Consider the following 26,044-nt stretch of genomic DNA (forward strand, 5'->3'; position numbering starts at 1 on the left):
CCCCCCCCCCCGCCTCAAGGGCGGCGTCGCCGCGCGCACGGAACTGCGGCAGGCCGAGCAGGTTCTGGAAACCGCCAATGGCGACCTCGCCACGCAGACCGCCGCGCTGGCGCAGGACATCAACGCGATCCGCCTTCTCGTAGGTGCGGAATTCGATCGCGCGCTGCTCCCGACCGGGATCGACGAGGTCAACTCCAGCCTCGGCGAAGTGCCTGCCGGGCTCTCGACGCAAGTATTGCTCCGCCGCCCCGACGTGGTTCAGGCCGAATACCAACTGCGCGCCGCCAATGCCGACATCGGCGTGGCAAGGGCTCAGCTTTTCCCCACGATCTCGCTGAGCGCCCTGATCGGCTTCGCCAGCCAGTCGCTGTCGAGCCTGTTCGACACGGCCTCGCGTACGACGACGCTGGGTGCGGACGGGAGTTGGTCGGTATTCAACGCGGGCGGCCGCAAGGCCAATGTCGAGGTGACCAAAGCCCAGCGCGACGCGGCCCTGGCGACTTACGAAAAGGCAATCCAGACCGCCTTCCGGGAAACCGCCGACGCCCTCGCCGACCAGGGGACGCTCACCGAACGCCTGCGCGCCGCGACCGCCTTCACCAGCGCCGCGCAGGATGCCGCCACTCTCACCGAGGCAAGCTATCGCCGGGGCATCGTCGGCTCGCTAGACAACCTCGTGGCGCAGCGCAGCCTCTATTCCGCGCGGCAGGCGGAGATCGCAGTTCGCCTCACGCAGGCGGGAAACCGGATCGCGCTTTATCGGGTGCTCGGCGGGGATCAGGCAACGGCGCCTGCTCAGCCGTAAAGCGGGACGATCTGCGGCAGTTCGACGGTCGTGCGGATGCCGGGAGCGGCAGCGCAGACCGCCGGGATGGCGTTGATAGGCCGATGCGCGGTCAGTCCGGGGGTGTAGGCTGCGTAGTCCTCCTCCGCGACCGGGAAGGTGATGTCCACCTTGACCGGCGTGTCCCCTTCGGTGGTGACCCGCCAGCCGGACTCGCGCAAGTTCCAGTCGTGTTCGATGTCGGTGGTGGCGTACCAGTTGGCACGGAAGCGCAGGATTGGGCGCCCTTTATGCATGCAGGTGATCGTGGTACGCATTGCGCCCACCGTACCGGCAGGTATCCTGCCTGCCGCGATCTCCACGTCGTGCCTCGCCGCCGACAGTTCGCCGACTGCCTCGATTTCGTCGCAGGGCAATCCTATGGCCTCGGCGATCTGTGAAAGCGAACTGCCGAAGTCGCCCTTGAGATGCTCGGCCCGGTGCTGGTCGAAAGGCGCCATGGGCGCTGCGAAGCCCATGATGTTGAACAGCATGTCGGGCGAATTACGGCTTGATACGTCGCCATATTCGTCGATCGTCAGCAGCCCATGCCCGCGCTGAAGCGACAGCAGCGGGATCGCCAGCGCCTCGGTGACGAAACCGGGGCTCGAACCGGTGGAATGGATCGAGGTTCCACCTGCGGCACAGGCCTCCTCGATCCGGGCACGGTTCCCGGGATCAATCAGCGGCGGGTAATGGAAGTCGCAGCGCGTCGTCACCACATTCTTGCCTGACGCGAGCAATGCACACAGGGCGTCCCAATCGGTCCCCTGCGGCATAAACAGCACGCAGTCGGCATCGAGAGCGACGATCTCGTCCAGAGAGTTGGTCGCCTTGATGCCGGTTTCGGCAAGGCCGCAGAGTTCGCCCGCGTCCTTGCCGACCTTTTCCGCCGAGTTGACCCACAGGCCGACCAGCTCCATTCGGGGATGCTCGATGACCATGCGCAAGGCGCGGCTGCCGACGTTCCCGGTTGCCCACTGGACGACACGCCAAGTCCTGTTTGCGTCTTGCGACATCGCTCTCTCCCTTTTCGCTGCGTTCAGCCTTGTTCCCGCACGTCAGCAAGCGCGCGTGCCGGGGACAATCCCCATGCGGGGACGGCTCGAAGTCAGAACTTCACTCCGAATTCCACGCCGTAAGTCACCGGCTTGCTCCAGTTCGCGCCGATGCCGAAGCTCGAATACTGCGCCTGCGTGAGGTAGCGGCTGTTGGTGACGTTGTCCCCGAAGACCGCGACGTGGAACTTGTCGTCCGGCGCATTCCACTGCGCGCGCAGGGCCAGGGTCTCATAGCCCCCTTGCTTGAACTGCACGCCCGAGGGACCGAAGAAGAAGCTCGACGAGTAGAACAGGTTGCCCGACAACGCGAGTTCCCCGCCGGCCAGGTCCGTCTCGTAGCGCGCGCCGACGAAGCCGGTGAATTCGGGCGTGCGCTGCATCGTCACGTCTTCCAGCGTAGTGGGAACGACGACGAAGGTGATCCCGTTGGCGGCGCAAGTCGCAGCGGTTTCCTCGCCCAGTTCAGAACAGCGCACGTAGACCGGCGCGTTGTTGAACCGCTTGTAGCGCGCATGGACGTAGGACGCGCCAGCGTTGATCTGGAAAGCGGGCGTGACCTGGTAGTGCAGCGCACCCTCCAACCCGTAGATTTCCGAGGTCGCGGCGTTGATGATCTCCGCCGTGCCGGTGCGGTAGATCGACACCTGCAGGTTCTTGTAATCGTAGTAGAACCCCGCCGCCTCGAACGAGAGGCCGCGGTCCTCGTACTTGAAGCCCACTTCGTAGGCGTTGATGTCCTCTGGCTGCACGCGGTTGCAGGTGTAGTTCGTGTCGGGGATCTGGCACGAGCCGCCGACGTCCGAGATCGCCGCCTTGTAGCCCTTCGTGAACGAGGCGTAGATACTCGTCCTGTCGGTCGGCTTGTAGCGCAGCACCACGCGCGGGGTCAGCTTGTTGTTCGAGATGTTCGGCACCGGCATCTCGGTCAGCAGGAACTGCTGGTTCCAGTAGGCATCGACGATCTTATCGATCGAATAGCGCGCGCCCGCGGTCAGGAAAAGCTGCGGCGTGATCTCGTAAGTGGCGTCGAGGAACGCGGCGTAGCTCCTGACCGTGGTGCTCGATCCGCCGAGCCGGATACGCTGGTCAGGCGCGTTTCCGCCGTTGTTGATGTAGGTGATATAGGTGTCGGTGTTCTGGAAGTAGAACAAACCCGCCGTCCACTGCAGCTTTGGCCCCGCCTTGGAGGTGAGCAGCAGTTCCTGGCTCCAGGTCTCGTTGAGGTTGGGCAGGCCAAGCTGGAACAGGTCCAATCCGGAATAGTCGAGGTCCTGCGACATGAACGAGTTTTCGCTGCGGTACTGACTGTAGGAGGTCAGGTCCGCGAAGCCGAGATCGGCGCGGATCGTGCCTTGCACTACGTCGGTATTAGAGCGGAAGACTTCCGGCACCGAACCGCTGGCGATGCGGTTCTTCGCCGTGGTGTAAGTCCCCGGCACTCCACCGAACGGCGCACCGAGCCCGAAATCTGAGGTGTCGAGGCTGGACGCCAGCATGGTCGAGGGATCGTCCACCTGGCCGTGCTTGTAGCGCAGCAGGACGTCCACCGTGTCGGTCAGTTCCGCCTTGAGGCCGAGACGGAACGACCAGTTCTCGTAGTCGCCCACGCGCCGATCATCATTGGAGATGTCGCGCTGCCAACCGTTACCGCGGCGATACTGGCCCTCTAGGCTCAGTGCCACACGGTCGGAAATGACGTAGTTGGTGAAGGCTTCGGCCTTGGCCTCGTTGTAGCGGCCGTAAGTCACGCGACCTTCGAAAGCATTGCCCGAAGTGGACGGCTCGCGAGTGGTGACGAGGATCGCGCCGCCGGTGGTGTTGCGGCCGAACAGCGTGCCTTGCGGCCCTTTCAGCACCTGGATCGAGTTCACGCTGATGAGATCGAAGTCGGCCGCCAGCGGGTTGGGCGAGTAGAACCCGTCGATGTAGATGCCGACATTGCCGCCCCCGCCCGAAGTCGTCACCGCCGTGCCGATGCCGCGAATGGTGGGCTGGAAGAACCCGCCCGCGAAGTCGAAGCGCAGCGCCGGGGTAACCTTGCCGATGTCCGCCAGTTGCTGCACGCTGGCGGTCTTGAGCGCATCGCTAGACAGGTTGGTGATCGAGATCGGCACGTCCACTTGCGCTTCGGCACGGCGCTGCGCGGTGACGATGATCGCGCCCTCGTCCGCTGCGGCGGCATTCTGTGCCTCCTGCGCGTGCACCGAAACCGGCGCCACCACTGCTAATGCGAATATGGACGCGAAAGTCCCTGCTGTCTTCACGATATCCCTCCCATCTGCTTTTGACGCGAGGCTACACGAGGTTGTTACGTGTTCCAGTGATCGGCCGGACCTTCGCCCAGATATCGCAGCGGCAGATTTGGCGGTGCTTCAGGTACCCGGGGTGATGTAGCCGATCGTTTCCTGGCGTGGATCATAGGACTCCGCCTTCCACCGCACGGAGCCGAAAGGGCGCTCGAGACGGCGGCGCACACGGCGGCCATTGTTACTACGGTTGAAGCCGTCTGCCTGGGCCTGAATAGCGTAATCGGCCTGGGTGTAGCGCCCGCGCATGCGCAGGTAGTCGCCCCAGGTCGGACAGTGGTATCGCTCTGTCCATAATGCCGGGTTCTCGATGTCGCGCGCGATGGTCCAGTCGAAGCCGCCGATGCGCTTGCGCACCCTCTGCATGGTCATCATGACCTCGTAGAATTCGCGGGCGAGTTCGGGATCGACGTCGTACTCGACCTCGACGACCAGCGGGCCGGAGCGCAGGGTGAGCGGCAGAGTGGCCGAAGGTTCGTGACCGATCTCGACCGAATCCATGTCGGCCTCGGGCTCCTCGCGGATCGGAAGGACCATGCCCAGCAGCGCCGTGGCAGCAACAGCGAGGCCCGACGCGACCAGCGCGAAGGCGACGTCATGGCGGGCGGCGACCACTCCCCAGCCCCATGCGCCGATGCCGATCCCGGCCGTGATCGCGGAGGAGAACAGCGAAAGTGCCCGCGCCGTGACCCAACGCGGCGCGGAAAGCTGGACCGTCACGTTGAGCATGGCGACGGTAAGGATGTTGCCCGCCCCGACGACGAGAAAGGCAAGGCAGGTCAGCACCAGCGAGTGACTGAACCCTATCGCGACGAGGGCAACTCCGCTGGCGATCGCGAACAGCCTTATCGCCCACTCGGTCGAGACCATCGCCCGAATTTGGCTCACGAACAGCGCTCCCCCCACTGCACCGACGCCTTGTGCGCCAAGCAGGATGCCGAAAGTCGCTGCATTGCCCTGGAGAAGATCCTTTGCAATCAGCGGCGCAAGCGCAGAGGCCGTCGCCGTCGACAGCCCGAAGCCGAGCACCCGCAGCAGCGCGGTACGCACCGCCGGAGCATGCAGCGCGTAGCGCGCACCGGTCAGGATCGCGCGGTCGATCCGCTCCGGCGGCAACCGGGAAGGCACGTGCCTGCGTCGCCAGAAGAAGAACGCAGTGAGCAGCGGCAGGTAGAGCAGCGAGGTCATGCCGAACACAACCTTCACACCGTAAATCACCACGATCACTCCGCCCAACGCAGGCCCGAAACTGCGCGCGACGTTGTAGCTGATCGTTCCCAGCGCCACCGCGGCAGGCAGATGTGTGCGCGAGACCTGCTCAGGGATGGAGGCCTGCCACGACGGCGAGAACAGCGCCACGCCTGCCCCGGTCAGTACGCAGAAAGCCAGTAGCAGCCAGGGCGTCGTCAGCCCAAGGAACGTCACTGCCGCCAGGATTGCCGCACTCACCGCACTGAACGTCAGGCCGGTCATGGCAATCCGGCGACGGTCGAACATGTCGGCGATGGCGCCTGCGGGCAGGGTCACCAGCATCAACGGGATCATCATCGCGGTCTGCACCAGGGCGACCATGCTGGGTGAATTGCTGAGCCGCGTCATCTCCCATTGCGCACCGACGCCGAGGAAGAGCTGGCCGAAGTTGGAGAAGAGACTGGCCGTCCAGATATTGCGGAACGTGCGTTCGCGAAGCGGTGCGAAGGCCCCGCCTGCCTCCTCTTCCTGCGCCGTCGCCATCGCTGCTGTCCCCTGTCGTTATATCTGTGCGCCGATCTTGAACGCACCGGCGCAAGCGTCAACCTGCCCATCGCGAAGACGATCCATTGACGCAAGCGAACACGATTCCGACATACTAACTATAGTCAGCAATCGCCGCGGCGATAGCGCCCGCACCCCAGATTGCCAAAGCCGCAAAGCGCCCGCATCACGCAGGAAACCGCGCTTTGCTGCGCGAAAGAAATACGAGGAGACCTGTCTTGACCGAGGCCTACATCATCGACGCCGTGCGCACCCCGCGCGGGCTCGGAAAGATGGGCAAGGGGGCGCTGTCGCAGATGCATCCCGAACATCTCTCGGCAACGGTTCTCGCTGCGCTGAAGGACCGCAATGATCTCGACACCGCCGACGTCGACGACGTGATCTGGGGCGTCTCGGCGGCAATGGGGCTGCAGGCCGGCGACATCGGACGCATGGCGGCGCTCGACGCAGGCTACGACGTGAAGGCAGGCGGCGTGACCCTCAACCGCTTCTGCGGATCGAGCCTCACCGCCACGAGCCTGTCGGCCGCTATGATCAAGTCGGGCATGGCGGACCTCATGGTCGCAGGCGGCATGGACATGCTCTCCTACGCTGGCATGTACGGCGCGAAGATGCGCGAGGCGGGCGTCGGCAGCGCCGGCATGGGTGCGGGCAATCCGCGCCTCCAGGCAAAGCACCCGCAATCCAATCAGGGCGTCTGCGCCGACGCCATCGCCGCTATGGAAGGCATCTCCCGCCAGGAACTCGAAGCGCTCGGCGTGGAGAGCCAGCGCCGCGCCGCGGTAGCCATCGCCGAGGGTCGCTTCGACAAGTCCACCATCGTCGTGAAGGACGATGAGGGCAACGTCATCCTGGACCACGAGGAGTATCCGCGCCCGGAAACCACCGCCGAAAGCCTTGCGCAGCTCAAGCCCGCCTTCGAGATGTTCCTGAACATGCCCTCGGCGTCCGGCGGCAAGACTTACGGCGAACTCATCAACCAGGTCTACCCGGACGTTGAGATCAAGCCGATCCATCACGTCGGCATCTCCTCGGGCGTCGTCGACGGCGCTTCGGCGATCCTGCTGGCCTCAAAGGACTACGCCGAGGCCCACGGGCTCAAGCCGCGCGCGCGCATCGTCGCCATGGCCGAGACGGGCGACTGCCCCACCCTCATGCTCAACGGCCCGGTGCCCGCAGCACGCAAGGTACTCGCCAAGGCGGGCCTCGGCGTGGAGGACATCGACGTCTTCGAAGTGAACGAGGCCTTCGCCGTGGTCGTCGAGAAGTTCATCCGCGACCTTGACCTCGACCGCGCCAAGGTCAATCCCAATGGCGGGTCGATGGCGCTCGGCCACCCGATCGGCGGCACCGGCGCCATGCTGATCGGCACCGCTCTCGATGAACTCGAGCGCACCGGCGGGCGTTATGGTCTTATCACGATGTGCGCGGCGGGCGGCATGGCCCCTGCCATGATCATCGAACGCGTCTGACGGCGCAGCACAAGGAGCATCTGGTGGCGACTGAAGCCGACGAAAAACCGGTAGGAACGATCAGCAACCCGTTCAACATGCGCGACGAGACCCCGACACGGCAGGTTGGCTTGCGCATGACCATCGTGGCGCGGCTGCAGCGCAATAATTTCGATCGCAAGGTGGCCGCCCTCAACGTGACCCGCTCGCAATGGGCGATGATCGCGATCGTCGCGCGCTATCCAGGGTCCACGCAGCGGACCGTCGCGGAATATCTCGAAATGTCGGAGGCTTCCGCCGGCCGCCTGATCGACCGCCTCTGTGCAGAGGGCTTGCTGGAGCGCCGCGACCGCCGCGACGATCGGCGAGCCCGCGCCGTCTACCTGACCGAGCAGGCTCGGCCTCTCCTCGACAAGCTGGGCGCCATCGCGACCGAAAGCGAACTCAAGATGTTCGCCGGCTTTTCCGAGGACGAGGTGAACACCCTTCTCGATTTCATGACGCGCATCTACGATAACGTCAGCCGGGGATAAGCGCTTTTGCCCACCCCTGCCCCTCCTGCAAGCAGTAGGGAATGAGAGCATCGTGTTTCGCCCTCCCGCATGCAGAAGGGCCGCGAGGCTTGGTGAGCTGCAGGCGAACTTAACCGCAGCGAGGTGGGCTTATCCTCCAACGCCACAAAAAAGAGGGCGACGCCACCAGGCGCCGCCCTCTTCTTCTTGAGAGTATCGGGAAAACTTACTTCGCGGCAGCAAGTTCCTTCTTCGACATGGAAGTCGTGACCTTGCCACTGTTGTCGCTGAGGCTCGAGGCCGGAACGGTCACGAGACGACCGTTGAGGATGACCTGCGGATTGCCCTCGGCAGTGACGCGATAGATGGGTGCAATGCGGTAGCCGTCGGCGGCATAGAGCATCTTGCCGGCGTTGAGCGATACGGCACCGGCAGCGGCTTCCTCGGTGGCTTCACGGACCTGGGTGGTCTCGGCGAAAGCGACGGCCGGGACCGAAGCGATGGCGGCGACAGCGACGAGCGTGGCGAACTTCTTCATGGCGTTTCTCCGAAAACTGCGAACCTGAACGGTCGGATTTATTCACTTACTAAGCTGGGTTAGTATTTTTTGAACACCCGGTCAATTGCGAAATTCGCATCTTTCAGAGCGCTTTCGGCAACATTATCGCCTCCGCGACATTCGCCTGCGCATTGCCCTCCCACAGGTCGAGAAACGATGGAAAAGCAGGCATCTGCAGGCATGATCGTCCGCACGATGGGCCACCCGGTTGATCCCTCATGCCTTTGCGCGCACACCGGACCGACAAGTGCAAACGGCAGAAAACCGGGCGCCACACAGAAGATCACGGGGATTGGCAGCAGATGTCTACAAAGGTCATGCAGGGCGTGCGCGTCCTCGAAGTGGCACAGTTCACCTTCACGCCTGCAGCGGGCGGCGTCCTCGCGGATTGGGGCGCCGACGTCATCAAGATCGAGCATCCCGTGCGCGGCGACACCCAGCGCGGCTTCCTCAACATGGGCGGCGTCACGCTCGACCCGCTTCGCCATACGTTGTTCGAGCACCCCAATCGCGGCAAGCGCAGCGTCGGCATCGACCTCTCCACGCCTGAAGGTCAGGAAGTGCTCTACGAACTGGCGAAGCAGTGCGACGTGTTCCTGACCAACTACCTTCCGCAGGTGCGCCAGAAGAACAAGTTCGATGTCGAGCATATCCGCGCGGTCAATCCCAACATCATCTACGCCCGCGGCTCGGCGCTGGGTAACAAGGGGCCTGAGCGCGAGGTAGGCGGCTTCGACGGCACCTGCTTCTGGTCACGCAGCGGCATAGCCTATTCGATGACCCCGGAGGAACTGCCCGGCCCGATCTCGCAGGGCATCCCGGCCTTTGGCGATTCCATCGGCGGCATGTTCATCGCGGGCGGAATCTCCGCCGCGCTGTTCCACCGCGAGAAGACCGGCGAGGCCGTCGAGCTCGACGTCTCGCTGCTGAGCGCCGCCGCCTGGGCATCGGGCGCGGTGATCGCGCAAGTCGCGGAGACCGGCGTGCTCACGCGCAATCCGATGCCGGGCTCGGGCGGCGCAGCGCGCAATCCGTTTATGGGCAACTATCAGACCAGCGATAACGGCACGATCAACCTCTGCACGATCTCGCCGACCGGTCACATCCGCAGCATGTTCGAGCATCTCGGCGTACCGGAAGCCGCCGACGACCCCCGCTTCTCCGAACCGCGCGCGCTTTTCGAGAATGCCGGGGCGGCTAGCGACATCCTGATGAAGGCGTTCGCTTCCCAACCCTTCGAATACTGGCGCCAGCACCTCAAGACCTTCTCCGGTCAGTGGGCGCCGATCCAGAGCTTCCACGAGTTGCTGACCGACGAGCAGGCGCTTGCCAACGACATGATCGTCGAAGTCGAGGGCGCCGACGGCGGCGCCCCGCTCAAGCTCGTGCGCGGCCCGGTCCAGTGGAACGGTGAGGCCGTGGAGACCACCCGGTCGCCGCAAGCCTCCGAGCACACCGAGATCGTCCTCATGGAAATGGGCGTCGAGTGGGACAAGATCGAGGAGTGGAAGGCCAAGGGCGCGATCGCCTGAACGCTTTTCGACCTGTACAGGCACTCAACCTTGCGGCGCCTTGAACGCTGCACGGAGGAGGGCGTAAGATGAAACCGTGCCGCCGGCGCACCAAGCGCCCGTCGAGACAAGACGCACACACGAGGACAAGGAACCCGAAATGAAGCCTGGAACCCGCCTGAAGAGCGCCGCCTGCGATACGGAGGTGATGGTGATCCGCGCCGCCGACGGGCAGATCGAATGCGGCGGCGCAGCGATGGGCGAGGCCAAGCCTGCCGATGCCGCCCCCCTCGCCGCCGACTTCTCGGCCGGTACGCTGATGGGCAAGCGCTACGTCGATACCGACGGCAACTACGAACTGCTTTGCGTGAAGCCCGGCAAGGGCTCGCTCTCTGTCGATGGGCAGGCGCTCGTCGTCAAGGACGCCAAGCCGCTTCCCGCCTCGGACTGACACTAAGATAGCTGGCACGCGCCCATGAACATTGCCCTCCTTCTCGAAATGGCGGCCGAGGCCGCGCCCGACCGCGTCGGCCTCGTCTGCGATGGCAAGCGCTGGACTTACGGCGACCTTCTCGCCGCAGCACGCGGCGCCTTCTCGATCATCCAGGACAGCGGCGCGGAATATGTCGCCCTCCTCGACGAGAGCAGCGAGGCGGCGGTGATCGCAGTGTTCGGTGCGGCGCTGGCCGGCGTACCGTACTGCCCGCTCAACTATCGCCTTCCCGACGCCGACCTCGCCGCATTGCTGGGCCGCATCGCCCCCGCCCTCGTCATCGGCGACGAGGAGCGCGTGACGCGCATCGCAGACGGACAGGGCCACACGATCTTTTCGCGCGAAGAATTCACCCTCAAGGCGCAGGAGACGGTCCCGGCGGACGACGCGCGCGAATACGATCCCGGTGAAGGCATCGCGATCCAGCTCTTCACCAGCGGCACCACGGCCGCGCCCAAGGCGGCGATCCTGCGCCACTCGAACCTGCTCGGCTATATTCTGGGCACGGTCGAATTCGCCAGTGCCGGCGAGGCCGATGCCGCGCTGGTGGTCGTGCCGCCCTATCATATCGCCGGCATCTCGGCGCTGCTGTCCTCGATCTATGCCCAGCGCAAGATCGTCATGCTGCCCGCCTTCTCGCCCGAAGGCTGGCTGGCGCTCGTCGAGGCGGAGGCGATCACAAATGCCTTCGTCGTGCCGACCATGCTGGCACGCATCGTCGACGCCATGGAGAGCGGCACCGCCGCCCGAACCGCATCGCTGCGTGCCATCGCCTATGGCGGCGGCAAGATGCCGCTCGAGGTCATACACAAGGCGCTTGAGCGTTTCCCGGCGGCGGGCTTCACAAATGCCTACGGCCTTACCGAAACCAGTTCCACCGTCGCCCTGCTCGGCCCCGACGACCATCGCGAGGCGCTGGCGTCCGATGATCCGAAGGTTCGCGCCCGCCTGACCTCGCTCGGAAAGCCGATCCCGACGGTCGAGATCGAGATCCGCGGTGAGAACGGTGAAGTCCTGCCTCTGGGTGAGCCCGGCGAAATCTACGTGCGCGGCGAGCAGGTTTCCGGCGAGTACAAGGAAAAGAGTGCGCTCGACGCGCAAGGCTGGTTCCCCACCCGAGACGCCGGCTACATGGACGAGGACGGCTACCTGTTCCTCTCCGGCCGCGCCGACGACGTGATCGTGCGCGGGGGTGAGAACATGTCGCCCTGCGAGATCGAGGACGTGCTACTCACCCATCCCGCCGTCGCCGACGCCTGCGCCTGTGCGATCCCTTCGGTCGAGTGGGGCGAGGCGGTCGGCGTCGCCGTCGTCACGCGCGATGGTTTCGATGCCCCTGAGGAGACCGAATTGAAGGACCTTGTCCGCTTGCGCCTGCGGTCCTCGCGCGTGCCGGAGAAGATCGCCTTCGTCGCGGAGCTTCCGTACAACGAAATGGGCAAGCTGCTGCGCCGCAAGGTCAAGGAAGTCCTTGCCGGCTGAGCACATCACGCAAGGCCCGGAGATCCCTCTGGCGCGGTGGGCCGACCGGCAGTTGCAGGCGATGGCCGAAGCCCATGGCCTGCCGCGCCTCGCTGGCGCTACCCTGATGGGAGAGCGCGCCGCCGGTGGCGGCTATATGATCAGCGGCACGACCTCAGCCGGGCTCGGCGGCAGTCGGCTGATGCCCACGCGGGACGGCAACTGGTTCGCGCTCACTTTGATCCGCGACGTGGACCGCGAACTGCTGCCCGCGCTTTTCGGTGACGACACGATCGACACGCGCGACTGGAACGCGATTGCTGCAGCCGTGCTGCGCCATGACGTCAGGGATCTCGTCGAGACCGGACGCACGCTGGGGCTACCCGTCGCTCGCATGGACGAGATCCCCGCCTTTCCCGCCCTCGAGGTAATGCTGCGCGGAGAAAACCGGAAAAGGGCAGCCCTGCACCAAGCGCTGGTCGTCGATCTTTCCGCGATATGGGCCGGGCCACTGGCGGGCCACCTGTTCTGGCAGGCAGGCATGGAAGTCGTGAAAGTCGAAAGCCTCACCCGGCCCGACCTGATCCGCCGCGACGATCCGGCGACCTTCGACCGGATCAACCAGGGCAAGGCGAGCATCCTTGTCGATTTCGCCGACGATGCACAGAAGGCCGCGCTCGTCGCGCTGATCCGGCGCGCGGACATCGTGATCGAATCCTCGCGGCCCCGCGCATTGCGCCACCTCGGCATCGACGCCGAGACACTGATCCGCCAAACGCCGGGGCTGGTCTGGCTGTCGATCACCGGGCACGGAGCAAGCGGGGAGGCCGCCGACTGGGTCGGCATCGGCAACGACTGCGGCGTCGCGGGCGGCCTCACCCGCGCGATGGCCGAAGCGGGGGGCGGCATCGGCTACGTGGCGGACGCCGTGGCCGATCCGCTCACCGGCATCGTCGCCGCACGCGAAGGGCTTGCCGCGTATGAAAGCGGCGTCGCGCAGCGCATCGGCCTGTCGATGAGCGCCATCTGCGCGATGGCGCTCGCCGAGGAACGCGCGCATAATCGCGCGATGATCGACGCCGAACTGCGCGGTTGGGGACAAGCTGTCGGCCATCTTTTCCCGATCGTGGGCACACGCCCCCTCAAGGCGGCCGTGCGCCCGATCGGAGCCGATACCGCGCGCTATCTCGGCGCGCTGGCGCCATGCTGATCCGCAAAGCAGAAATCTGGGGCCTGTCCCACGGTGACGTCAGGATCGAAGGGCAACGCATCGCCTCGATCGGAAACCTGTCCCCCCGCCCCCGAGAGCAGGTCATCGATGCGCGCGGCGGATTGCTGCTTCCGGGACTGCACGATCATCACATCCACCTCGCCGCGCTCGCCGCGCAGCAAGCCTCGGTGTCCTGTGGACCGCCCAGCGTTCTGAGCCCCGCTCAGTTGGCGCAGGCCCTTGAGATACCGGGCACCGGATGGCTGCGCGCCGTCGATTTTCACGAGAGCGTCCTTGGCGGCACCTTGCCCGATGCCAGGATGCTGGACCGCATGGTTCCGGATCGACCGGTGCGTATGCAGCATCGCACCGGGCGAATGTGGCTTCTCAATTCTCGCGCGCTGGAAGCACTGCTTGCCCTTGCCGATCCGCCACCGGGGCTTGAACGCGAAGCCGGGCGTTTCACCGGGCGCCTGTTCGACGAAGACGCGTGGCTCAGCCGCACGCTCGGCAGCACGCTCCCCGATTTCGCGGAAACCAGCAGCCAGCTTGCCCGCTTCGGCATCACCGGCGTGACGGACATGTCGCCGCGCAACGACGCTGTCGTGGCGCAGCATTTCGCACAGCAACGCGCTGAGGGGCGACTGCTCCAAGCACCGACGCTCGCCGGAAGTCTGGCACTGTCCGAGCAATTTCCACCGCACTGCACCCTTGGCCCGCTCAAGCTGCATCTCCACGAAAATGCCCTGCCCGACTTAGATGCGGCACTGAGCCTAATCCGGGCCGGGCGCGCACAAGGCCGTGCCCTGGCCGTGCACTGCGTCACCGAAGTTGAACTGGTGTTCACGCTCGCCCTGCTCGAAGCAGACGGGAGCGCGCCCGGCGACCGGATCGAGCATGTCTCCGTCGCCTCTCCCGATCTGGTGGCGCGCATGCATGGCCTCCGCCTGTCAGCGTGCGTCCAGCCCCACTTCATTGCCGAGCGCGGCGACCGCTATCTGGCCGACGTCGATCCCAGGCATCACGTCGATCTCTACCGGTTGCGCAGCCTGAAGGCGGCAGGCATGCCCCTCGCCGGCGGGAGCGATGCCCCTTACGGCTCTGCGGATCCGTGGAAATCCATGGCCGCCGCCATAAGCCGCCGCACGCCCGGCGGTGCGGTCATCGGACCGAACGAAGCGCTCACACCCGAAAACGCACTGGCGCTCTATCTCGCGGACCCGGCGGATTTTTCACGCCAGCGCCGGATCGCGATCGGTGCCACGGCCGACCTTTGCCTGCTCGACCGCCCCTGGGCCGAAGTTCAGGCCCGCTTCGACAAGAACGACGTGCGCCTCGTGATCGCGGGCGGAAAATTAATCCACCAGCGCATCGACAAGCCCCCATTCGAGCGCCTTCTTCGCGCTAAGGCGTCGGCCTGACAGCACCAGAAGCGCCGTGCGATGGCGCCCGATCCGGCGGGTCAGCGAGACGCAGCCTCCCGCGCCCGGAATGATCCCCATCGCCAGTTCCGGCAATTGAAACCATGATCGGCGCGTTGCCGTGACGCGCCCCGCGAAGGCGGCAAGTTCGAGTCCCGCCCCCACGCAGGCGCCATCGATCTCGGCGACGAAGCGGTCGGCGCACAGCACCGCCTGATTGGCGGGCAGCGTCCGGCGGCGGATCGCATGCGCCGTCGCCGGGTCCAGCGTCGTCCCGAACTCCCCGATGTCCGCACCGACGCTGAAGCAGCGCCCCTCCCCGCGCAGCGTGATCGAGGTAATCGTGGGATCGAGGTTCACCAGCGCAAAGGCTTCCGACAGGGCATCGCGCATCGATCGATCGATCGCATTGCCCGCTCCGGCACGATCGAGAGTCGCGATCACCGTATCCCCTTCCCGCACAAGACGGACGGCGCCTGGCCCGCGCTTTGCGTCCGGTGGTGCGCGCCGGGCCAGCCACGTGCGATGTTCGTTGCCACCCTGAAGCGCCGCATAAGCCAGCGACTCGGCAACAAGCCCATCCTTCAAACCCAGCGACGGCAGCAACCGCAGCAGTTGAACAAGCGTCGCCGCAGCGATCGGGCAAGCCTCTACGGCTTTCCGGATTTGAAAAGGATCGAAACCATCTTCGACAAAAGTATCCAACTTTTCGGCACCGCCCTCGTGGTGCGCCCCAATTCCCACCACCGGCCATGGCGGCGGATTTCGTCCGTCCGCCTCATTCGGTGCGCTATCGCCATCGATGAAAGAAATCGGCCCGCCCCAATCCGGCCCGCTCAAGGCAAACCTCGACCTAGAACCCGTCAGGTCGCCAATTCCGACACTTTTCATATGGTCCCTGAGTGATTCCCGGTGTTCTCGTACCGGCATGGACCGCTCCGGCGGCATTGACCATCCCTCCCGATCGCGGGCCTGTATCATCTCGTAGCCCGCAGCGTTTGGAAACAGGCTCGACCGACGGATTGCGCCATCTGCCACATGTTCGACATTCGTATACAAAAACTTCTATTGATGAACACCTCTGTTGATGCTAACCAAAGTCAGCAAAAAACGAGAATGACTCAGTTATCTCGGAAACGACTCGGGGATTGAGGCAGTACTCGGCGCTAACGATCGAGTTCATCAACCACGCAAGAGGGAAGGAGAGAGACCTCATGGCTGGCAAGGCAACGTCATCGAACAAGGCAAAGATCGCACGTCGCGTGATCGAGGTACTGGAGTACTTCGACGACGCGCACCGTGAAGCGACCGTCATGGACATCGTGCGTCGGTACAACCGGCCGCAGTCGAGCACCTCGGAGCTGCTTTCGAGCCTCGTCGAGCTGGGTCTGCTGCACAAGGACCCCTACTCGCGCGCCTACAGCCTTACCCCTCGCGCGGCGCTGATCGGCACTTCCGGTCAGCCGGAACTGGTGCGTGACGGCCGTATCGTGCGCCTGATGGACCGCCTTGTCGCGCAGACCGGCCTTTCGGTGGCGCTGCATTCGATGGTCGGCCTCGACGCGCAGATCGTGAACTGGCGCCATGGCCCTCGTGCCCCCGCCGCGACCCGCGAACTGGCCGGCGGCGTAAAGGAGCCTCTGGCGCGCAACGCACCGGGCTGGCTGATGCTGTCCACCGTCACCCGCCAGCGCTGCGAAGGCATGGTGCGCCGTCTCAACGCCGAGGCGGTCGAACAGGAAAAGTTCGCATTCTCGGAAATGATGGCTCGTATCGACGCCTGCCGCGATCCGCGCCACCTGTTCGGCCCGGCCGGTTTCGCCACCGGTGCCGATGCGCTGAGCGGCCTCGTCCCGCGTCAGCCGGAAGGCCATCCGCTGGTCGTCAGCATCGTCTACGGCAAGGATGACAAGGTGAACCCCGAGGCGCTGTTCCAGTGCCTGCGCGACGCTATGCGTGCCTGCCTGCCCGATCCGGCGGCGCAGCATGCACAAGCCAGCGTCGAGCAGTTCTCGCACGCCGCCTGACTTTCACATATCCCAACGGGAAAAGGCCTTGCGAGCACGTCTCGCGGGGCCTTTTCTTTTGCCGATGAGGCTTCAACAGGCTCAGCCTGGGCGGAATTCAAAGGGCATTAAACCAAGTCCGCTCACCCTGAGCTTGTCGAAGGGTCAGGCGCCGTGTCCGAAACGACGCCTCCCTTTTCTCAGACCTCCTGCCCGGCCATGCGGTTGAGGCGGTCGGCATCGTCGTGGCGCATGAACATCTTCATGATGTCGCCCGAGGTGACCGGACGCACTTCGCCTTCTGCCAGCGGCCGCTCGCCAAGCGAGGACTTGGGAGTGATGTCCACGCCTGCCGCTGCAGCTTTTGCCCGCAGCGCACCGACCGTCAGATCGGCCTTGGCGTGGTGCTTGAAGGGATCGAAACGGAACCAGCGCATCGCGTTGCCGTGCGTGATCTTGTCGATCTGCGCGTCGGTCAGGTGATTGATCGTCGGCCACAGGCGCTCCGGCACTTCGGGCCAGAGCGTGTCGGAATGCGGATAGTCGCACTCATAGGCGATGTTGTCCTCGCCGATGAAGCCGATGTTCTGCAATCCGAACGCATCGTCGATGAAGCAGTTCAGGAAGTGTCGCTTGAACATCTCGCTCGGCTTCAGGTCCTGGAAGCGCGAATGCGTCCAGTACTTGTGGCGCGAGTTGGAGAAGTCGGCCCGCTCGGTGAAATAGGGCACCCAGCCGATCGAGCCTTCCGACAACGCGATGCGCAGGTCCGGGTACTCGTGCAGCGCCTCAAGCTGCAGCCAGTCCGACGCGGCATAGGCGATCGTCATCGGCATCGTCGAGATCCACGCCTCGATCGGAGTCTCCATCGACGCATGCGGCGCAGGATTGCCGCCGCCGATGTGGATGCAGATCGTCATGTCGAGATCGGCGATAGCCTTGTAGAACGGCTTCCAGTACTCGTTGTGGATGCTCGGCAGGCCCTGGCAGGTCGGGTTCTCGCTGATCGACACGGTGTGGCAGCCCTTGGCGCTGACCCGCTTCAGTTCGGCGATCGTCGCGTCCATGTTCCAGGTCGGCAGGATAGCACAGGGGATGAAGCGCCCCGGATGCGCGCCGCACCATTCATCGATGTGCCAGTCGTTATAGGCGCTGACATGCTTCACCGCGAGGTCGCGGTCGGGCACCCGGTGCAGGCGGCCACCTGCGAAGTCGAAGACCGATCCGAAGTTGAGCGAGGCGGCAACGCCGTTGACGTCCATGTCCTTCACCCGCTCGTCCACCATGTAGACGCCGTCGCGTAACTGGTCGAGCGAGGTCGGCTCCATGCCGTATTCCTCGAAAGGCCGCCCGACCACGGCGTTGAGTGCGACCGAGGCGAAAGTCTGCCCCTGGTAGACCCATACATCCTTGCCGTTCTCGTCCTTCACCATCCTGGGCGCGGATTCGAGCAGATCGCCGGACAAGTGGTTCTGGAACATGTCGGGCGGTTCGCTGATGTGGTCATCGACGCTGATGATGACCATGTCGTTCATTTCCATCTCTCGTCTCCCGTGAGTGCGTGCGCCGGCGCTTCTTCCCGCTTGTCTTTTGCCGGTGAGACTATCGTGCTCGCGCCGCGCTAGCCACATGCACGCCAGAGCCATCGCTTGTGCGATTGCCGCTCCCACGCGGGGGCTTCGTCAAGCTCAGCCTGAGCGGAAACAACGCATACGCCCTTCCAATCGGCTCGGGCCTAGCTTGTCGAACCCCGCTCTTTACCGCCCGCCCCATCGTGCCTGCGATTGCCGCCGAGGCCGGATTGAACACCCTTCCAACCTGTGTTCAGGACGATGGTGAAGCAAAACGATAAGCTCCGGGAAAGCCTGCCATGAACTTCGATCTCACCGACGAACAGGAAATGATGCGCGATACCTTCGCGCGCTTTCTCGATGAGCATTCCAGCACGTCACGCGTCCGCAAGGCCCAGGAGACCGACGGCTTCGACGCCGCTCTGTGGAGCGGCCTCGCCGAACTCGGCGCCTTCGCGATGCGGGTGCCCGAGGATGCGGGCGGCATGGATCTAGGCCTGTTCGACACGGCGCTGCTGATGGAGGAGGCCGGGCGCACGCTCGTCTCCGGACCGCTGGCCGAGGCGCTGGTGGCGGTGCGCCTGCTCGGCCAACTCGGCGGACAGGACGAATTACTCGAGGCCGCGATCAGCGGTGAGGCCGTGGTGACCATCGCCATGCAAGATACTTCGCTGCAATCGAGGCAGTGGATTGCGGGCGGATCGGTGGCCAAGGCGATCATCGCGCGCCGTGGGTCGGATGTGGTGCTGGTCACCGGCGTCGATGGCAAAACCGAACCCAACCTCGCCACTACGCCCGTTGCACAGATGGACCTTGCCGCGGGCGAAGCGATCGTGCTCGGCTCCGGGGAAGATGCACTGGCGCTGTTCGCCGCAGCGCTGGAGGAGTGGAAGCTCTACATGGCGGTCGCGCTTTCCGGCATCGGGCGGCAGGCACTCCAGATGGCCGCTGCCTACGCGGGTGAGCGCAAGGCGTTCGGCCAGCTGATCGGCACATTCCAGGGCATCTCGCACCCTCTCGCCGACCTGCTGTGCGATGTCGATGGCGCCAAGTTCCTTGCCTGGAAGGCGATCCGGGACATCTACGACAATTCGGACGAAGCCGCCGCGACGATCTCGCTGGCCTACTGGTACGCCTGCGATGCTGCAGCACGGTCCGTTGCGCAGGGGTTGCACACCTTCGGCGGCTACGGGCTGTCGAACGAATACGACGTCCATCTCTACAACCTGCGCGCCAAGGCATGGCCGCTGGTCGCAGGTGACCCCGCGCTTGCTCTGGAAGAGGCCGGACGCCGCCTCTACGCAGGCGAGACGGTCGCCTTGCCCGCTTCGGGCGAAGTGCCGCTCGACTTCGACCTCGGAGACGAAGCCCGCCAGGTCTGCGCGGAAATCGCCGAACTGTTCGCCACCAAGGTCACGCCCGAACAGAAGGCGAAGTTCCACTATTCCTGGGAAGGCTACGTCCCCGAAGTCCACAAGATGCTGGCCGAGCACAGCCTGCTGTTCCCCGGCCTCCCCGAGCACCTGTCCGGTCGCAACATCACCCCTTATGCGCGCATCGCGGCGATGGGCGAAATGGAGCGGCAGGGCTACAACACCCCAGGCGCCAATGTCGCGGCCATGGTGGCGATGATGATCGACAAGTACGGCTCGGACGAACTCAAGGCCGAAGTGCTGCCCCGGATCGTCGGCGGTGACGTGCTGTGTTCGCTAGGCTATTCGGAGCCTTCGTGTGGCTCGGACGTCTTCGCCGCACAGTGCAAGGCAACGCAGCTCGAGGACGGCTCGTGGCGGATCGACGGCACCAAGATGTGGACCAGCGGCGCCAACCTTTCGAGCTACGTCCTGATGCTCACGCGCACCAACCCCGACGTCCCCAAGCACAAGGGCCTGACGATGTTCATCGTCCCCCTCAAGACCGAGGGCGTGACCGTGCAGGCCGTCCACACCTTCCAGGACGAGCGTACCAATATCACCTTCTACGACGGCGTGGTGATCCCCGATTCCTGGCGTCTGGGCGAGATTGATGGCGGCACCAGGACGATGAGCGCCGCGCTGGAACTGGAGCACGGCGGCGGCTTCTCCAAGGTCATGAAGGCCATGATCGAGGCCGCCGAGGAAGTGACGCGGGAACTGGGCATCGACGGCGAAGTGCGCACCCAGTGCCGTCTGGCGCGCGCCGTCGCGCACTTGTGGGTCTCGGACATGCTGACGTACCGCGCGCAGTGGTCCAGCATCGAAAAGAAGCCCAATCACGCCTTCGGGCCGATGGCGAAGATGTACTCCTCCGAGAAGTTCCTCAGCGACAGCCGCGACCTCCTGGACCTGACAGCGCCGCTCTCGCTCTCGAAACGCGAGGGGGCAGTCGCGCTGCTCAACCAGTGCTATCGCCATGCGGCGGGCTCGACGATCTATGGCGGCTCCAGCGAAGTGCATCGCTCCATGGTCGCCGAACGCGGGCTTGGTCTGCCGCGTACCCGGGGATGAGGAGACCACAATGACCGAAGAAGCCCCGCACCTGCTGACCGAGGAGACGGACGGCATTCTCGTCGCCACGCTCAACCGGCCCGACAAGCTCAACGCCATCAGCCGCGAGATGATGGACCTCCTGACCGAAGCCGTGCTGCGGCTGCGAGAGCGGGCTGACCTCAAGGTCATGCTGATCCGCTCGGCCGGGCGTTACTTCAGTTCGGGCGCGGACCTTCGCGGCGGCAATCGCAACATCGTCTCCGAGGCGAATGTCGCGGCCGATTCCGCCAGCAAGATCCGCGAAAACCATCGTCTCAACCTCAACAACATGCAGCAGCTCTGGGACGAGATTGAGCATGTCGAGAAACCCATCGTCGCCGCGCACCACGCGATGTGCGTAGGCGGAGGACTGGAGATGAGCCTTTCGTGCGACTTCCGCCTCGCGGCGAAAAGCGCGGCCTATGCCTTCCCGGAAGGGTTGTTCGGGGTGCTGCCGGCCTCTGGCGGCGTCTCGCGGTTGACGCGGATTTGTGGACCGCACTGGGCCCGTTGGCTCATCATGGCCAACAAGCCCGCCAGCGCCGACATGGCGTTCACCATGGGCTTGGTCCACCAGGTCTACGAGGATGACACGTTCGAAGCCGAGGTGATGGACTTCTGCCGCCACCTCGCGAAGCAGAACGGCGAGCAGATGGGCGCAGCCAAGGTGGCGATCGAGCTTTGCGCCGAACTGGGCCGCGATTCCGCGCGGCAGGTCGAGCGCATGGGCAACAGCGGCCTGATGCTGAACCCGGACTACATCAAGGGCATGGAAGCCTACCTGAAGGGCGTAGGCGGCAAGGCGAAGTGAGACGCGAATTCCTCCCCCGAAGGGGGAGGATTTACTGCCTCGCGTCGCTGATCGCGAATTCCATCAGCCTTGCTCCGGGCACCAGATAGCGATCTTCGCTCAGTTCCGGCTCGATGCCGACCAGTTTGCGCAATTCCTTGTCCGTCACCAGCGTCACCGAGCGCTCGATCCCGATCATCACCATCGTCGCCATCGAGGTATGGGGTCCAAGCCCGATCGGCTCATCGCCCATCTGCTTCACTAGCAGCGCGATGATCGGGCGGCTTGAGCGGATGCGGTGCGCCATCATGCGCGCGTCCTGCTGGTCCGCAAGCGCGTTGCGCAAGTGCAGCAACCGCGAGTGCCGCGCCCAGAATCCGTGGTACGCCCGCACGAACCCGTAGCAACGAGCGTAGAGTTCCTCGTCAGGCCAGGGCTCACGCGCCAGCGAGAGGTAATCGTCCTCCGCCGTCGCCATGACCGGGGCGAGCACCGCCAACAGCAGTCCGGTCATGTCGGTGAAGTAGTTGTACACCGAAGTCATCCCCAGTGACGCGTGCCGCGCCACGCGGCCGAGCGTCACCGGTTCCTCCGAGTCCTCGATCAGTTCGATCGCAGCGGCGAGGATGCGCTCACGCGTCACCCTGCCCTTGCGGCCGAGGCGCTGCCCGTTGAGATTGTGACTGACCACCGCGCAGGCCGTGGTCACCGCAGCCGCCAGGGTTGGCTGCAGGCCCGCGAAGTAGTCGGTCTCAGCCTCCTCCCCCGGCATCGCGCCTCAGGCGGCTTCCACCTGGCCGACCGGCCAGGCAAGCATCTTGACGTCGGTGAATTCCTCGATGCCTTCAAGGCCCCATTCGCGGCCCATGCCACTGGCCTTGAAGCCGCCGAAGGGAATGTCGCCGGCGATGCACATGCCGTTGTTCACGCTCATCGAGCCGGTGCGGACCTTGCGGGCGATATTGATCGCCCGGTCGTGGCTGCCCGATACGCCGCCCGAAAGTCCGTAAGAGCTTTCGTTGGCGATGCGGATGGCGTCCTCGTCATCCTCGTAGGGAATGACGACTAGGACGGGGCCGAATATCTCTTCCTGGGCGATGCGCATATCGTTGGTAACGTCCACGAAGCACGTCGGCTCCACGAAATAGCCGCCCCCCTTGTCAGGGCGGATGTTGCCGCCCGCGAGCAAAGTCGCGCCTTCCTGCTGGCCGAGGTCGATGTAGCTCTTCACCCGCTCCATCTGCCGCTTCGAGACGACCGGGCCCATGATGTGCGCCGGATTCTCCACATCGCCCCAGTTGTCGCCAAAGTTGCCATAGGCACCCTTCAGCACGGCCTTGGCCTCCTCATAGCGGCTGCGAGGCACCAGCAGGCGCGAGTGGACCGCGCAGCCCTGCCCGGCGTGGAAGACCAGCATGGTCCTCGCCACGTCCATCGCAAAGCTCGGCGCATCGTCGAGCACGATCTTGGCCGACTTGCCACCGAGTTCGAGGAACACGCGCTTCAGCGTTCCGGCTCCCTGCTCCATGATGCGCTTGCCGACACCGGTGGAGCCCGTGAACGAGATCAGGTCTACGCGCGGGTCGGTGACCAGCATCTCGCCGGCCAGCGCCGGGTCGGCGCCGAACACGACATTGATGACGCCGTCCGGAAAGCCTGCCTCGACCGCCAGTTCCCCGAAGATCGCGCCCATGCCCGGGGTGTCGGGCGCGGGCTTGAGAATTACCGTACAGCCTGCCAGCAGCGCCGCGACGACCTTGCCGATATTGACGTAGAGCGGCACGTTCCACGGCGTGATCGCACCGACCACACCGACTGCCTCGCGCACGCCGAGGCGCTTGTGAATGATGCCTGCGGCCTGCTTCTCGCCGTAGTCCTTCTCCCATTCGAGCTTGTTGAACACGGCCATGTAATCGTCCCAGCCGTCGATCGCCATCCCGACGTGAGCGCGGCCGACCGCACCCTGCGCAGCGCCCGCCTCGTGGATCGCCAACTGCGCCAGGCGCGGACGTTCGCGCTCGAACAGTTCGCGGTACTTTTTGACCAAGGCGACGCGCTTTTCGACGTTCGTGGCCCAGTCGGTCTCGTCGAAGGCGCGACGGGCGGCGGCGATCGCCTCGTCCACGTCGGCGGCGGTGGCGTCGGCGGCCTTGCCGACCGGCTCGCCGGTCCAGGGGCTGATAACGTCGAAAGTCACGCCGCCGGTAGCATCGCGCAGCTTGCCGTCGATATAGAGCCGGGCGTCGGGAAGAGTGGTCATTGTCTTGTCCTTGCCGAAAAGAGTGTTCGAGATCAGATCTTGCGCGCGCCGATCGAGACGTGGCTGACGCGCACGTCCGCCGGCAGGTCGATCACCGCGCGGAAAATGCCGGTCGGCGAGGCCGAGTGCGAAACCGGGCGCTCGCGCAGGTCCAGCCCGTTCTTCGCGCAGCCCATATGGAAGCGCATCGCCGCATCGCGGTCCCAGTTCGGAGAGGACTTGTCTTCATCGTACATCGGCCCGGCGCGTAGCAGGGCGACGCGGATGCCGCTCTCCTCCAGTTCCGCCTCCAGAGCGGTAGTGAACATTTCCAGCCCCGCCTTGCTCGACTGGTAGAGCGAGAGCATCACGAACGGAACCGCTACGGACTCGCTGCCGACGTTGATGATGAGGCCGCCGCTTTCCAGCATCGGGATCGCCGCGCGGCAGCAATAGATCGGCCCCCTCAGGTTGGTATTCAGGATGCCGTCGATCTGCTCGTCCGTGGCTTCCGCCACGGTGAAGGGTTCGTAGATACCGGCATTGTTGATCAGCACGTCGATCTTCGGATGGGCCTCGGCGATCTGCGCGAAAGCCGCGCGGACCGAACCGGCATCGGCCACGTCGCATGCCACTGCGAGCGCGGGCGCACCCAGCTCGTCCGCCAGCGCCTGCACCTTCGACAAGGTACGCCCGAGCAGGATCACCGTTTCGCCCTCGCTTGCAAAACGCCGTGCCAGAGCCTTGCCGAGACCCGATCCGGCACCTGTGATAACGATGGTCTTGCCCACGCTTCCTCCGCTCCCTCGCCGCCCGCTGCATGTGGGTCGGCTGCTTCGAATGGCACCATAGCGGGTCACGTGAGCGCCGCCTATTGCCGCGCGACGCGCCCCGGCGATGACCTCAGGGCGCCGGACTCTCGACCTCGAGGATCAGGCGCGTCAGCACCTGCCCGGCGATCTTCCAACCCTCGACCGTGCGCACGCAGGTCTCGTGATAGTGACCGTAGCCGGTTAGCGCGAAGTCATCCTTGACGACCCGGTCCTGCATTGCCCAGACCACCTGGGCGCGGTCGCCATCGATATCGATCTGGGGAGAGTGGACGTGGTGCGCGGTCTTCGCGTTCGCCAACGCCGTACTGACGATCGTGCAGATACGCTCGCGCCCCTCTTCCCGGGAGCCCCCGCTAGGCCGCGTATCGAGCACGCAATCCTCGGTGAAAAGCTGCTTCCAGCCCTCCCAGTCCTTGGTGTCGAGCATGCGGCAATACGCCGCCTTGAGGTTGCAGATGGCGAGCCAGTCGGCAAAATCGGGAGCCGCCATCGCTCAGACCTCTGCCAGCCGCTCCGCCGCCAGCTTGCGCAGCTCGGCGGTCTTGATCTTGGCACTGCCGGTAGTTTCGAGTTCGCCCTCGGCCACGAAGAGAATGCGGCGCGGCAGCTTGTAGCTAGCCAGCTTTTCCTTGGCGAAGTCGCGGATCGCCTCTGCGCTGGGGCTGGTGCCCTCGACCGGGACGATGCAGGAGACGACGAGTTCGCCGAGCAGTTCATCAGGCACGCCCACCGTCTGCGAGACCTTGACTTCGGGGTGCGCGCGGATGACCTCGTCGATTTCGAGCGGCGAGACATTGGCGCCGCCGGTCTTGATGATGTCGTTGAGGCGGCCTTCCCAGAACAGGCGGCCTTCGCCGTCCACGTAGCCGCCATCGGCGGTGCGCAGGAAACCGTCGCCGTCGAGCGATTCATCGAGCGGGATGCCGAGGTAGCCCAGCATCAGCGTCGGTCCCTTGACCGCGATCTCCCCGCGCTCGCCCAGCGGCATCGTAGCGCCAGTCATCGGGTCGACGATCTTGATCGTGGAACCGGCCGTCGGAATGCCGTGGGACTTGCCCGCGATCGCCTCGGGCGTGCCTGAACGGAAGACCGAGATCAGTGTGAACGTCTCGGTATTGCCGTAAGCCTGCCCGGGCTCGACCCATGTGCTGTTGACCGTGGGCTGGCGCGAGATCGGCTGGTTCCTGCAGACGTAAACAAGAGAGGCCAGATCGACGTCGAGGTAATTCGGTGCAGCCTCCAGCTGAGCCCACTGATGCGGCCAGGCGAGCGCCATGTTGGCGCGCTCGGCGTCCATAAGCTCCAGCGCCTCGGCGGCATCGAACCAGCGCTGCAGCACCAGCGTCCCTCCGCGCGAAAGCGTACCGCCCAGCGCCATCGTGAAGTTGCCCGACCAGAAGAAGCCGTTCGCCGACCACGTGCGGGCGGGAAGATCATCGGAAATCGCATACCACTGCGGCCAGCGCCAGAGTTGCAGGCACACCGCGCGATGCGCGCTGAGGATGCCCTTGGCCTTGCCGGTCGAGCCCGAGGAG

At 64.9% G+C, this 26,044-nt stretch carries 22 protein-coding genes; 11 read left to right on the forward strand and 11 right to left on the reverse strand.

What is annotated here, in order from left to right; all coding sequences use genetic code 11:
- Positions 1 to 805: TolC family protein (locus tag LH128_RS29430; RefSeq protein WP_008833353.1), on the forward strand; the 805-nt coding region annotated here is incomplete at its 5' end.
- Here LH128_RS29430 and LH128_RS29435 read toward each other — a convergent pair.
- From LH128_RS29435 to LH128_RS29445, 3 genes are all read right to left on the reverse strand, one after another.
- Entirely contained in the window at positions 796 to 1,842 is a 1,047-nt protein-coding gene (locus LH128_RS29435; protein ID WP_008833354.1) for an NAD(P)H-dependent amine dehydrogenase family protein, read from the reverse strand. The two genes, LH128_RS29430 and LH128_RS29435, sit on opposite strands and share 10 nt — an antisense overlap.
- Before the next feature lie 92 nt (positions 1,843 to 1,934).
- Positions 1,935 to 4,148: a TonB-dependent receptor gene (locus tag LH128_RS29440; protein ID WP_197524421.1), complete on the reverse strand. Its 2,214-nt coding sequence runs from the start codon at positions 4,146 to 4,148 to the stop codon at positions 1,935 to 1,937.
- A gap of 108 nt (positions 4,149 to 4,256) precedes the next feature.
- Positions 4,257 to 5,924, reverse strand: a complete 1,668-nt coding sequence (locus LH128_RS29445; protein WP_008833356.1) for an MFS transporter — start codon at positions 5,922 to 5,924, stop codon at positions 4,257 to 4,259.
- Positions 5,925 to 6,163: 239 nt separating this feature from the next.
- Here LH128_RS29445 and LH128_RS29450 point away from each other — a divergent pair, with 239 nt between their 5' ends.
- Positions 6,164 to 7,417, forward strand: a complete 1,254-nt coding sequence (locus LH128_RS29450) for an acetyl-CoA C-acetyltransferase (protein ID WP_008833357.1) — start codon at positions 6,164 to 6,166, stop codon at positions 7,415 to 7,417.
- 23 nt (positions 7,418 to 7,440) lie between these two features.
- On the forward strand, positions 7,441 to 7,929 hold the full coding sequence (locus tag LH128_RS29455; RefSeq protein ID WP_008833358.1) for a MarR family winged helix-turn-helix transcriptional regulator: 489 nt from the start codon (positions 7,441 to 7,443) through the stop codon (positions 7,927 to 7,929).
- Positions 7,930 to 8,134: 205 nt separating this feature from the next.
- Here the strand turns inward: LH128_RS29455 and LH128_RS29460 are convergent, their stop codons facing one another.
- Positions 8,135 to 8,446, reverse strand: a complete 312-nt coding sequence (locus LH128_RS29460; protein WP_008833359.1) for a hypothetical protein — start codon at positions 8,444 to 8,446, stop codon at positions 8,135 to 8,137.
- 323 nt (positions 8,447 to 8,769) lie between these two features.
- Between LH128_RS29460 and LH128_RS29465 the strand changes: the two genes are divergently transcribed.
- The 5 genes from LH128_RS29465 (at position 8,770) to LH128_RS29485 (ending at position 14,563) form a co-directional block, all read left to right on the forward strand.
- A complete protein-coding gene (locus LH128_RS29465) occupies positions 8,770 to 9,999 on the forward strand; it encodes a CaiB/BaiF CoA transferase family protein (RefSeq protein WP_197524422.1) in 1,230 nt (409 codons plus the stop codon).
- A gap of 139 nt (positions 10,000 to 10,138) precedes the next feature.
- On the forward strand, positions 10,139 to 10,429 hold the full coding sequence (locus tag LH128_RS29470; protein ID WP_008833361.1) for a hypothetical protein: 291 nt from the start codon (positions 10,139 to 10,141) through the stop codon (positions 10,427 to 10,429).
- 24 nt (positions 10,430 to 10,453) lie between these two features.
- Positions 10,454 to 11,953 (forward strand): class I adenylate-forming enzyme family protein, encoded by a 1,500-nt coding sequence (locus LH128_RS29475; protein ID WP_008833362.1) that lies wholly within the window; start codon positions 10,454 to 10,456, stop codon positions 11,951 to 11,953.
- Positions 11,943 to 13,142, forward strand: a complete 1,200-nt coding sequence (locus tag LH128_RS29480) for a CoA transferase (protein WP_008833363.1) — start codon at positions 11,943 to 11,945, stop codon at positions 13,140 to 13,142. Before LH128_RS29475 ends, LH128_RS29480 begins: the two co-directional genes overlap by 11 nt.
- Entirely contained in the window at positions 13,136 to 14,563 is a 1,428-nt protein-coding gene (locus tag LH128_RS29485) for an amidohydrolase family protein (RefSeq protein ID WP_008833364.1), read from the forward strand. Before LH128_RS29480 ends, LH128_RS29485 begins: the two co-directional genes overlap by 7 nt.
- Here the strand turns inward: LH128_RS29485 and LH128_RS29490 are convergent.
- The gene (locus LH128_RS29490; protein ID WP_327195321.1) at positions 14,498 to 15,601 is read right to left on the reverse strand and encodes an enoyl-CoA hydratase/isomerase family protein; all 1,104 of its coding nucleotides are present in this window, start codon (positions 15,599 to 15,601) and stop codon (positions 14,498 to 14,500) included. The genes LH128_RS29485 and LH128_RS29490 overlap by 66 nt on opposite strands.
- Positions 15,602 to 15,777: 176 nt before the next feature.
- Here LH128_RS29490 and LH128_RS29495 point away from each other — a divergent pair, with 176 nt between their 5' ends.
- Positions 15,778 to 16,590, forward strand: a complete 813-nt coding sequence (locus tag LH128_RS29495; RefSeq protein WP_008833366.1) for a helix-turn-helix domain-containing protein — start codon at positions 15,778 to 15,780, stop codon at positions 16,588 to 16,590.
- Positions 16,591 to 16,769: 179 nt separating this feature from the next.
- Here the strand turns inward: LH128_RS29495 and LH128_RS29500 are convergent, their stop codons facing one another.
- Entirely contained in the window at positions 16,770 to 18,110 is a 1,341-nt protein-coding gene (locus LH128_RS29500) for an amidohydrolase family protein (RefSeq protein WP_008833367.1), read from the reverse strand.
- Between the two features lie 329 nt (positions 18,111 to 18,439).
- On the opposite strand from LH128_RS29500, the gene LH128_RS29505 reads away from it, so the two are divergent.
- Together LH128_RS29505 and LH128_RS29510 are read left to right on the forward strand one after the other, a co-directional pair.
- Positions 18,440 to 20,626: an acyl-CoA dehydrogenase gene (locus tag LH128_RS29505; RefSeq protein WP_008833368.1), complete on the forward strand. Its 2,187-nt coding sequence runs from the start codon at positions 18,440 to 18,442 to the stop codon at positions 20,624 to 20,626.
- A gap of 10 nt (positions 20,627 to 20,636) precedes the next feature.
- Complete coding sequence (locus LH128_RS29510; RefSeq protein WP_008833369.1) at positions 20,637 to 21,458, forward strand: enoyl-CoA hydratase/isomerase family protein; 822 nt, start codon at positions 20,637 to 20,639, stop codon at positions 21,456 to 21,458.
- A gap of 31 nt (positions 21,459 to 21,489) precedes the next feature.
- Here LH128_RS29510 and LH128_RS29515 read toward each other — a convergent pair whose 3' ends face one another.
- The 5 genes from LH128_RS29515 to LH128_RS29535 all read right to left on the reverse strand — a co-directional run.
- Complete coding sequence (locus LH128_RS29515; RefSeq protein WP_008833370.1) at positions 21,490 to 22,209, reverse strand: TetR/AcrR family transcriptional regulator; 720 nt, start codon at positions 22,207 to 22,209, stop codon at positions 21,490 to 21,492.
- Between the two features lie 6 nt (positions 22,210 to 22,215).
- On the reverse strand, positions 22,216 to 23,697 hold the full coding sequence (locus tag LH128_RS29520) for an aldehyde dehydrogenase family protein (protein WP_008833371.1): 1,482 nt from the start codon (positions 23,695 to 23,697) through the stop codon (positions 22,216 to 22,218).
- Between the two features lie 32 nt (positions 23,698 to 23,729).
- Positions 23,730 to 24,467 (reverse strand): SDR family oxidoreductase, encoded by a 738-nt coding sequence (locus tag LH128_RS29525; RefSeq protein WP_008833372.1) that lies wholly within the window; start codon positions 24,465 to 24,467, stop codon positions 23,730 to 23,732.
- A 112-nt stretch (positions 24,468 to 24,579) separates the two neighbouring features.
- On the reverse strand, positions 24,580 to 24,999 hold the full coding sequence (locus LH128_RS29530) for a nuclear transport factor 2 family protein (protein WP_008833373.1): 420 nt from the start codon (positions 24,997 to 24,999) through the stop codon (positions 24,580 to 24,582).
- Positions 25,000 to 25,002: 3 nt separating this feature from the next.
- Positions 25,003 to 26,044, reverse strand: a 1,042-nt coding sequence (locus tag LH128_RS29535; RefSeq protein WP_008833374.1) for a class I adenylate-forming enzyme family protein, incomplete at its 5' end; no start/stop codon positions are given.

This window comes from Sphingomonas sp. LH128 (genome assembly GCF_000293195.2).
Lineage (GTDB): Bacteria > Pseudomonadota > Alphaproteobacteria > Sphingomonadales > Sphingomonadaceae > Novosphingobium > Novosphingobium resinovorum_A.

Excerpts from the sequence above, each read along its gene's own strand:
- LH128_RS29465 (WP_197524422.1), top strand. The coding sequence starts at position 8,770 with ATGTCTACAAAGGTCATGCAGGGCGTGCGCGTCCTCGAAGTGGCACAG.
- LH128_RS29505 (WP_008833368.1), top strand. The coding sequence starts at position 18,440 with ATGAACTTCGATCTCACCGACGAACAGGAAATGATGCGCGATACCTTC.
- LH128_RS29510 (WP_008833369.1), top strand. The coding sequence starts at position 20,637 with ATGACCGAAGAAGCCCCGCACCTGCTGACCGAGGAGACGGACGGCATT.
- LH128_RS29495 (WP_008833366.1), top strand. The coding sequence starts at position 15,778 with ATGGCTGGCAAGGCAACGTCATCGAACAAGGCAAAGATCGCACGTCGC.
- LH128_RS29460 (WP_008833359.1), bottom strand. The coding sequence starts at position 8,446 with ATGAAGAAGTTCGCCACGCTCGTCGCTGTCGCCGCCATCGCTTCGGTC.
- LH128_RS29530 (WP_008833373.1), bottom strand. The coding sequence starts at position 24,999 with ATGGCGGCTCCCGATTTTGCCGACTGGCTCGCCATCTGCAACCTCAAG.
- LH128_RS29475 (WP_008833362.1), top strand. The coding sequence starts at position 10,454 with ATGAACATTGCCCTCCTTCTCGAAATGGCGGCCGAGGCCGCGCCCGAC.
- LH128_RS29515 (WP_008833370.1), bottom strand. The coding sequence starts at position 22,209 with ATGCCGGGGGAGGAGGCTGAGACCGACTACTTCGCGGGCCTGCAGCCA.
- LH128_RS29445 (WP_008833356.1), bottom strand. The coding sequence starts at position 5,924 with ATGGCGACGGCGCAGGAAGAGGAGGCAGGCGGGGCCTTCGCACCGCTT.
- LH128_RS29500 (WP_008833367.1), bottom strand. The coding sequence starts at position 18,110 with ATGGAAATGAACGACATGGTCATCATCAGCGTCGATGACCACATCAGC.
- LH128_RS29470 (WP_008833361.1), top strand. The coding sequence starts at position 10,139 with ATGAAGCCTGGAACCCGCCTGAAGAGCGCCGCCTGCGATACGGAGGTG.
- LH128_RS29520 (WP_008833371.1), bottom strand. The coding sequence starts at position 23,697 with ATGACCACTCTTCCCGACGCCCGGCTCTATATCGACGGCAAGCTGCGC.
- LH128_RS29485 (WP_008833364.1), top strand. The coding sequence starts at position 13,136 with ATGCTGATCCGCAAAGCAGAAATCTGGGGCCTGTCCCACGGTGACGTC.
- LH128_RS29435 (WP_008833354.1), bottom strand. The coding sequence starts at position 1,842 with ATGTCGCAAGACGCAAACAGGACTTGGCGTGTCGTCCAGTGGGCAACC.